This is a genomic window from Geodermatophilus sp. SYSU D01119 (genome assembly GCF_054049975.1).
Window position 1 is genome coordinate 1 of sequence record NZ_JBJGYL010000057.1, and the last position, 6,479, is coordinate 6,479.

General features: G+C 76.3%; 6 protein-coding genes. 3 read left to right on the forward strand and 3 right to left on the reverse strand.

From position 1 onward, the window contains the following. Nucleotides 1-55 precede the first annotated feature (55 nt). The 3 genes from ACI79X_RS23280 to ACI79X_RS23290 form a co-directional block, all read right to left on the reverse strand. Entirely contained in the window at nucleotides 56-1,183 is a 1,128-nt protein-coding gene (locus tag ACI79X_RS23280; RefSeq protein ID WP_457027799.1) for an NDMA-dependent alcohol dehydrogenase, read from the reverse strand. Nucleotides 1,184-1,317: 134 nt separating this feature from the next. Continuing rightward, entirely contained in the window at nucleotides 1,318-1,482 is a 165-nt protein-coding gene (locus ACI79X_RS23285; RefSeq protein ID WP_457027800.1) for a hypothetical protein, read from the reverse strand. Nucleotides 1,483-1,491: 9 nt separating this feature from the next. Next, the gene (locus tag ACI79X_RS23290; protein WP_457027801.1) at nucleotides 1,492-2,295 is read right to left on the reverse strand and encodes a class E sortase; all 804 of its coding nucleotides are present in this window, start codon (nucleotides 2,293-2,295) and stop codon (nucleotides 1,492-1,494) included. 56 nt (nucleotides 2,296-2,351) lie between these two features. Between ACI79X_RS23290 and ACI79X_RS23295 the strand changes: the two genes are divergently transcribed. From ACI79X_RS23295 to ACI79X_RS23305, 3 genes are all read left to right on the forward strand, one after another. After that, nucleotides 2,352-3,788: a bifunctional 3-(3-hydroxy-phenyl)propionate/3-hydroxycinnamic acid hydroxylase gene (locus ACI79X_RS23295; protein ID WP_457027802.1), complete on the forward strand. Its 1,437-nt coding sequence runs from the start codon at nucleotides 2,352-2,354 to the stop codon at nucleotides 3,786-3,788. A gap of 17 nt (nucleotides 3,789-3,805) precedes the next feature. Next, nucleotides 3,806-4,036 (forward strand): hypothetical protein, encoded by a 231-nt coding sequence (locus tag ACI79X_RS23300; RefSeq protein WP_073420859.1) that lies wholly within the window; start codon nucleotides 3,806-3,808, stop codon nucleotides 4,034-4,036. Nucleotides 4,037-4,148: 112 nt separating this feature from the next. Beyond that, entirely contained in the window at nucleotides 4,149-6,368 is a 2,220-nt protein-coding gene (locus ACI79X_RS23305) for a glycoside hydrolase family 15 protein (protein ID WP_457027803.1), read from the forward strand. Nucleotides 6,369-6,479: the final 111 nt, after the last annotated feature.

Here is a 6,479-nt window from a genome sequence, read left to right on the forward strand (position 1 = left end):
CGTGCTCTGCCCACGGGTGTGGGCAGAGCACGACCGCGTCAGCGAGGAGGACGGCTCAGCGGTCGGCGTCGGTGTAGACGACCATCCCGCGGATGTTCTTGCCGTCGCGCATGTCCTGGTAGCCCTGGTTGATGTCCTCCAGCTTGTACTTCGTCGTCGCGAGCTCGTCGAGCTTGAGCTGACCCTCCTGGTAGAGGCTGAGCAGCTCGGGGATCGCCGCCCGGGGCGCCAGCCCGCCGAAGATCGCGCCCTGCAGGTCCTTCTGCAGCAGCGTGAGCTCGAAGAGGCTGAGCTTGACGTCGGTGTTGGCGGCGTTGCCCATGCCGGTGACGACGGCGCGGCCGCCCTTGCCGGTGAGGCTCAGCGCGGTCTGGATGTCCTCGCCCTGGATGTCGCCGACGGTGATGATCGTCTTGTCGGCCATCCGGCCCCAGGTCAGCTCGTTGACCTTCTCGGTGGCCTCCTCGGCCGACTCGAACACGTGCGTGGCGCCGAGGTCCATCGCCCACTCGCGCTTGCGGGCCACCGGCTCGATGACCATGACCCGCTTCGCGCCGGCCGCGGCGGCGCCCTGGACGGCGTTCATGCCGACGCCGCCGGCGCCCATGACGACGACGTTCTCGCCGGGCCGGACGTCGGCGACCTTGGTGGCCGAGCCCCAGCCGGTGGTGACACCGCAGCCCACCAGCGCGGCGATCTCCAGCGGGATGTCGGGCTCGATCTTCACCACCGACGCCTGGTGCACGGTGATGTAGGGGGAGAACGTGCCGAGCAGGCACATCGGGATGACGTCCTGGCCCTTGGCCTGCACGCGGTAGCTGCCGTCGGAGATCGCGGTGCCGGCCAGCAGGCTGGCTCCGAGGTCGCAGAGGTTCTGCATCCCCTTCGAACAGGGCGGGCACTGGCCGCAGGCGGGGATGAAGGCGGTGACGACGTGGTCACCCTCCTGCAGACCGGTCACGCCGGGGCCCACCTTGGTGACGACGCCGGAGCCCTCGTGCCCGCCGATCACCGGGTAGAAGGCGACGGGCGTGCCGCCGGTGACGAGGTGCTCGTCGCTGTGGCACAGGCCCGACGCGGCGAGCTGGACCTGGACCTCACCCTCCCTCGGGTCGCCCAGCTCGATCTCCTCGATCGACCACTCCTCGCCGACGCCCCACAGGATCGCGCCCTTGGTCTTCACCCGGTGTCCCTCCGTCTGTGCCCTGTCGCCGCCCGTCTCCGTCGACGGGCCGCCGCTGCGACTGTGCGCCGCGCCACAGACTGTGCGCGGCACCGGGTGCCGTCAAGGGGCCGCAACCGTTGCGGCGGGCGGCGTCAGCGTCCGGGGTCCACCGTCACCGAGGTGAAGGGCAGGTGCGGCTCGACGGCGGGGAAGACGACGAACAGCAGCAGCGCGCAGGCGGCCAGCGCGAGCAGCAGCGCCTGCGCCACGCGGGCGGCGGTCGGCCCGGGCAGGTGGCGCCAGATCCAGCGGTACACGTGGTCCCCTCAGTCCCCGGTCAGCGCCGGCGGCCCGTCGGGGGCGTCGGTGCGGGTCACGCCCGGGCCCTCCAGCACGGCGTGCACGACCAGGCGCTGCCGGGCCGAGTACCGCGGGTGGCAGGTGGTGAGCGTCAGGTAGGCCCCGGCGGGCGCGGCGCCCGCGGCGCCCGGGAGGGGCGCGACGACGTCGACCCGGTCGGGCGTCACGATCTGCTGCCCGAGGACGCCGTTGGGGTCCGGTACCGACAGGTCGTCGCCGGCGCCGAGCACCCGGTAGGTGAACCAGCCGTCGGCCACCTCGACGACGACGGCGTCGCCGGGCCGGAGCGCGTCGAGGTCGAGGAACGGCGAGCCGCGGCCCACCCGGTGGCCGGCGACGGCGAGGTTGCCCTGCTCGCCGGGCATCGCCGTCCCGACGTAGTGGCCCGGGCCCTGCGAGAGCTGGTCCTCGGTGGTGCCCTCGAGGACCACCCGCGACCAGTCCTCGCCCAGCCGCGGGACGTGCAGCACGGCGAACGGCTCGCCCACCCCGGGCGCGGCCGGGGAGGTGGGCGTGCCGACGACGGGCGCCTGCGCGTCGGGGGAGCCGCCGGACCACTCGGTGGCCAGCTGGTCGGCGAGGCGGTCCTGGTCGCGGGCGGTGAACAGGCCGGTCACCCACAGCTCGTAGGCGACGAACAGCAGCAGCACGACGCCGGCCGTGACGAGCGTCTGGCCCAGTCCGCTGACCAGGGTCCGCCAGCGCTCACCCGCGGGCCGGCCGTGGCGGCGCCACTCGCGCGGCGGCGCGGGGACGGACGTCGGGGCCATGGCGGGACCACGATGCCAGGGCGGGCGCCGGTGCCCGGTCCGCGACACTGGGCGGCGTGTCGCAGCTGCCGGTGGTCGTGGTCGGCGCCGGGCCGGTGGGCTGCACCGCGGCGCTGCTGCTCGCGCGGCGGGGGCTCGACGTGCTGCTCCTCGAGCGCCGGCCCGCCCCGCCGGCGGTCCCCCGGGCCGTCCACCTCGACGACGAGGCGCTGCGGGCGCTGGCCGACGCCGGGGTGGCGGAGGAGTTCCTCGCCGTCAGCCGGCCGATGGCGGGGCTTCGGCTGCTCGACGCCGGCCACCGGGTGCTGGCCGAGTTCCGCCGCGACCCCGGCGCCGGCCGGCACGGCTGGCCGCAGGCGTCGATGTTCCACCAGCCCGACCTCGAGGCCGTGCTGCGCGCCGCCGTCGACCGGACGCCGCGCGTCACGCTGCGCGCGCCCGCCGAGGTGGTGGGCCTGGACGAGCGGTCGGACCGGTCCGTCACGGTCGCGCTGGCGGGCGGGGACCGGCTCGACGCCGCGGCCGTGCTCGGCTGCGACGGGGCGCGCAGCACCGTCCGGCGGCTGGCCGGCGCCCGCATGCGCACGCTCGGCCGGCCCGACCGCTGGCTGGTGGTCGACCTGCGCTCGCCGTCGCCGCTGCCGGTGTGGCCCGGCGTGCACCAGGTGTGCGACCCGGCCCGCGCCGCGACCTTCATGCCGGTCAGCGGCGACCGGTACCGCTTCGAGACCCGCCTGCTCGACGGCGAGACGGCGGCCGGGCTGGCCGCACCGGAGGTGCTGCGGCGGCTGCTCGCGCCGTTCGGGGCCGACGGGGCCGAGGTGGTCCGCGCGGCGGAGTACGTCCACCGCGCGGAGGTGGCCGACCGCTGGCGGCGTGGGCGGGTGCTGCTGGCGGGCGACGCCGCCCACCTGACCCCGCCGTTCGTCGGCCAGGGACTCGGGCTGGGCCTGCGCGACGCGCACCAGCTCGCCTGGAAGGTGGCCGCCGTCGTCACCGGCGCGGCGGACGAGGGCCTGCTGGACAGCCACGGCGCGGAGCGCGGGCCGCACGCCCGATCGCTGATCCGGCTGGCCGCGCTGGTCGGCGGCCTGATGACCGGCGGGGGAGCGGGCGCGGTGCCGGTGCGCCGCGCGGTGCTGGCCGCCGTCGGCCGGGTGCCGGCGCTCGCCGCCTACGCCACCGACAGCCGCACGCCGCCGCTGCGCCGCGGCCCGCTGGTCGACCGGAGCGGGCCCGCCGGGCGCCGGCTGGCGGGGACCCTCGTGCCGCGCGCGCGGGTCGGCGTCGAGGGGCGGGAGTGCCGGCTCGACGACGTCCTCGGCGGCGGTACCGCGGTGCTCGCCCTGGCGCCGTCCGGGCTCACCGTCACCGCGGACGGCCGGCGCACGGCGCTCGACGACCTCGACGGCGCCCTCACCGCGTGGCTGCGCGACGGCCGGGCGCGCTGGGTCGTCGTCCGTCCCGACCGGGTGGTGCGGGCGGCGGGGTGACTGGGTAGGGCCCCCTCATGCAGATCGACAAGGCACAGATCCTCCAGCTGCTGCAGTCGCAGGGCGACGACGCCAAGGCGCAGCAGGCCGACCAGGAACTGCCCGGTCAGGTCGACACCGACCAGCACGCCGGCCTCCTCCAGAAGCTCGGCATCGACCCGATGGACCTGATCAAGATGCTCGGCGGCGGGGGTGGCGGCCAGGGCGGCGGCCTCGGCGGCGCGATCGGCGGCATCCTCGGCCGCTAGTCCACCCGCGCGCGTCCCGGCGGGCGGTCTCCCGTGCGCTGGTGGCGGGCGGAGCGGTCCCCCTACGGTGTGGCGCACGTCACTCGGACGGGGGACAGCGCGAGGAGCCGCCATGACCTCCACCAGCACGCCCCGGGCGGCACGCCGCCGGGCCCTCCTGGCCGCCGCCGTCGGCGTCCTCGTCCTCGGCGCGGCCCCGGCCGCGGCGAACGCCCCGGCCGGCGGGCCGGCGGAGGGCGCCGACCAGGCGCCCGGGTACCCCGGTGAGGCGGCCGACTGGTCGCCGGGGGACAAGGACGGCTTCGGGACGGCGATCGGCGCCCTCGACAGCACCGTCTGGTACACGCTGAACGACGGCACGCTGAGCGAGGTCTTCGCCCCGCGCATCGACACCCCGAGCTCCCGCGACACCCAGTTCGTCGTCTCCGACGGCGCCACCTTCGCCGAGCGCGAGGACGAGGCCACCGACTCCGTCGTCGAGCTGGTCGACGAGCGGGCGCTGGTGTACCGGCAGGTCAACACCGCCACCAGCGGCCGGTACCGGATCACCAAGACCTACACCACCGACCCCGACCGCGCCGCCGTGCTCGTGGACGTGCGCTTCGAGTCCCTCGACGGGCAGCCCTACGACGTCTACCTGCTGCACGACGCCGCCCTCGGGCTCAACGCCAACGACGACACCGGCCGCTCCGGCGGCGGGCGGCTGCTGGCCACCGACGGCGCGCTGAGCAGCGCCGTCGTCGCCTCGACCGGCCTGACCGACACCTCCAGCGGCTACCTCGAGCGCAGCGACGGCTGGGCCGACCTGCGCGACGACTTCGTCCTCGACGACGCGTGGGAGGCGCGGACCCCCGGCAACGTGGTGCAGATCGGGCGGACCGCCCTCACCGGGGTCGAGGGCGGGCAGGACCTGACCCTCGCCCTCGGCTTCGGGACGACCGAGGACGACGCCGCGAGCGCCGCCGACCGGGCACTGGAGCGCGGCTTCGACGACGCCCTGGCCGCCTACGGCGAGGGCTGGCACGACTACCTCGACGGCCTGGCGCCCGTGCCGGCCAGCGCCGGGCAGTGGCGCACGGAGTACCTCGTCTCGGCGATGGTCGTCGCGGCCAGCGAGGACAAGACCTTCCGCGGCGGGTTCATCGCCTCCCCGGGCAAGCCGTGGGCCTGGGCGAACGAGCTGCAGCACTTCCCCGTCTACCACGAGGTCTGGTCCCGGGACCTGTACCAGCACGCGACCGCCCTGATCGCGATGGGCGACGAGGCGGCCGCCGAGCGGGCGCTGGACCACCTGTGGACGGTGCAGCAGCGTCCCGACGGGTCGTTCCCGCAGAACGCGCGGCTCGACGGCGAGGCCGTCTTCGGCGGGCTGCAGATGGACGAGGTCGCGCTGCCGATCGTGCTCGCCTGGCAGCTCGGCCGCACCGGCCCGGAGGACTGGGCGCGCGTGCGGCTCTCGGCGGACTTCATCGTGGCCGAGGGCCCGGACACCGAGCAGGAGAGGTGGGAGAACCTGGCCGGCTGGTCCCCGAACACCATCGCGGCCGAGATCGCGGGCCTGGTCACCGCCGCCGACATCGCCCGGGAGAACGGCGACGACGCCCGCGCGGACACCTACCTGGCCACCGCCGACGAGTGGCGGGCGCGGCTGGCCGAGTGGACGGTCACGACCACCGGCCCGCTCTCGCCCGAGCCCTACTACCTGCGCATCACCGCCGACGGGGACGCCGACGCCGGCACGCGGATCCAGATCGCCGACGGCGGCCCGCTGGTCGACCAGCGCGAGGTCCTCGACCCGAGCTTCCTCGACCTGGTGCGGCTCGGGATCGTGCCGGCCGACGACCCGGTCGTGGCGACCACCCTGCGCCTGGTCGACGAGCAGCTCGGCTACGACACCGCCAACGGGCGCTTCTGGCACCGGTCGAGCTCCGACGGGTACGGCGAGCGGGCCGACGGGACGCAGTGGGAGCCGGTGGACCCCGGCTCGCGGGAGACGATCGGCCGCGGGTGGCCGCTGCTGACCGGCGAGCGCGGCGAGTACGAGCTGGCCCTCGGCGGCGACGCCGCGGCCACCGCCCAGGAGCGGCTGGACACGATGGCCCGCGCGGCCGACGACGAGTCGTTCCTCATGGCCGAGCAGGTGTGGGACGACCAGCCGCCGTCGGCGGAGGGGACGGAGTTCGTGCCGGGCGAGCCGACGTTCTCCGCGACGCCGCTGTCGTGGACGCACGGCGGGTTCGTCCGGCTGGCGCACGCCGTCGACGCCGGCCGCCCGGTGGACACCCCCGCCGTCGTGGCCTGCCACTTCGGGACGTCCCTCTGCGAGGACTGACCGCCGCCGGACCCGGGGGGGGGGGGGGGGGGGGGGGGGGGGGGGGGGGGGGGGGGGGGGGGGGGGGGGGGGGGGGGGGGGGGGGGGGGGGGGGGGGGGGGGGGGGGGGGG

Bases quoted from the DNA above. Each gene is read 5' to 3' on its own strand.
- ACI79X_RS23290 (WP_457027801.1), bottom strand. From the start codon at position 2,295: ATGGCCCCGACGTCCGTCCCCGCGCCGCCGCGCGAGTGGCGCCGCCAC.
- ACI79X_RS23300 (WP_073420859.1), top strand. From the start codon at position 3,806: ATGCAGATCGACAAGGCACAGATCCTCCAGCTGCTGCAGTCGCAGGGC.
- ACI79X_RS23305 (WP_457027803.1), top strand. From the start codon at position 4,149: ATGACCTCCACCAGCACGCCCCGGGCGGCACGCCGCCGGGCCCTCCTG.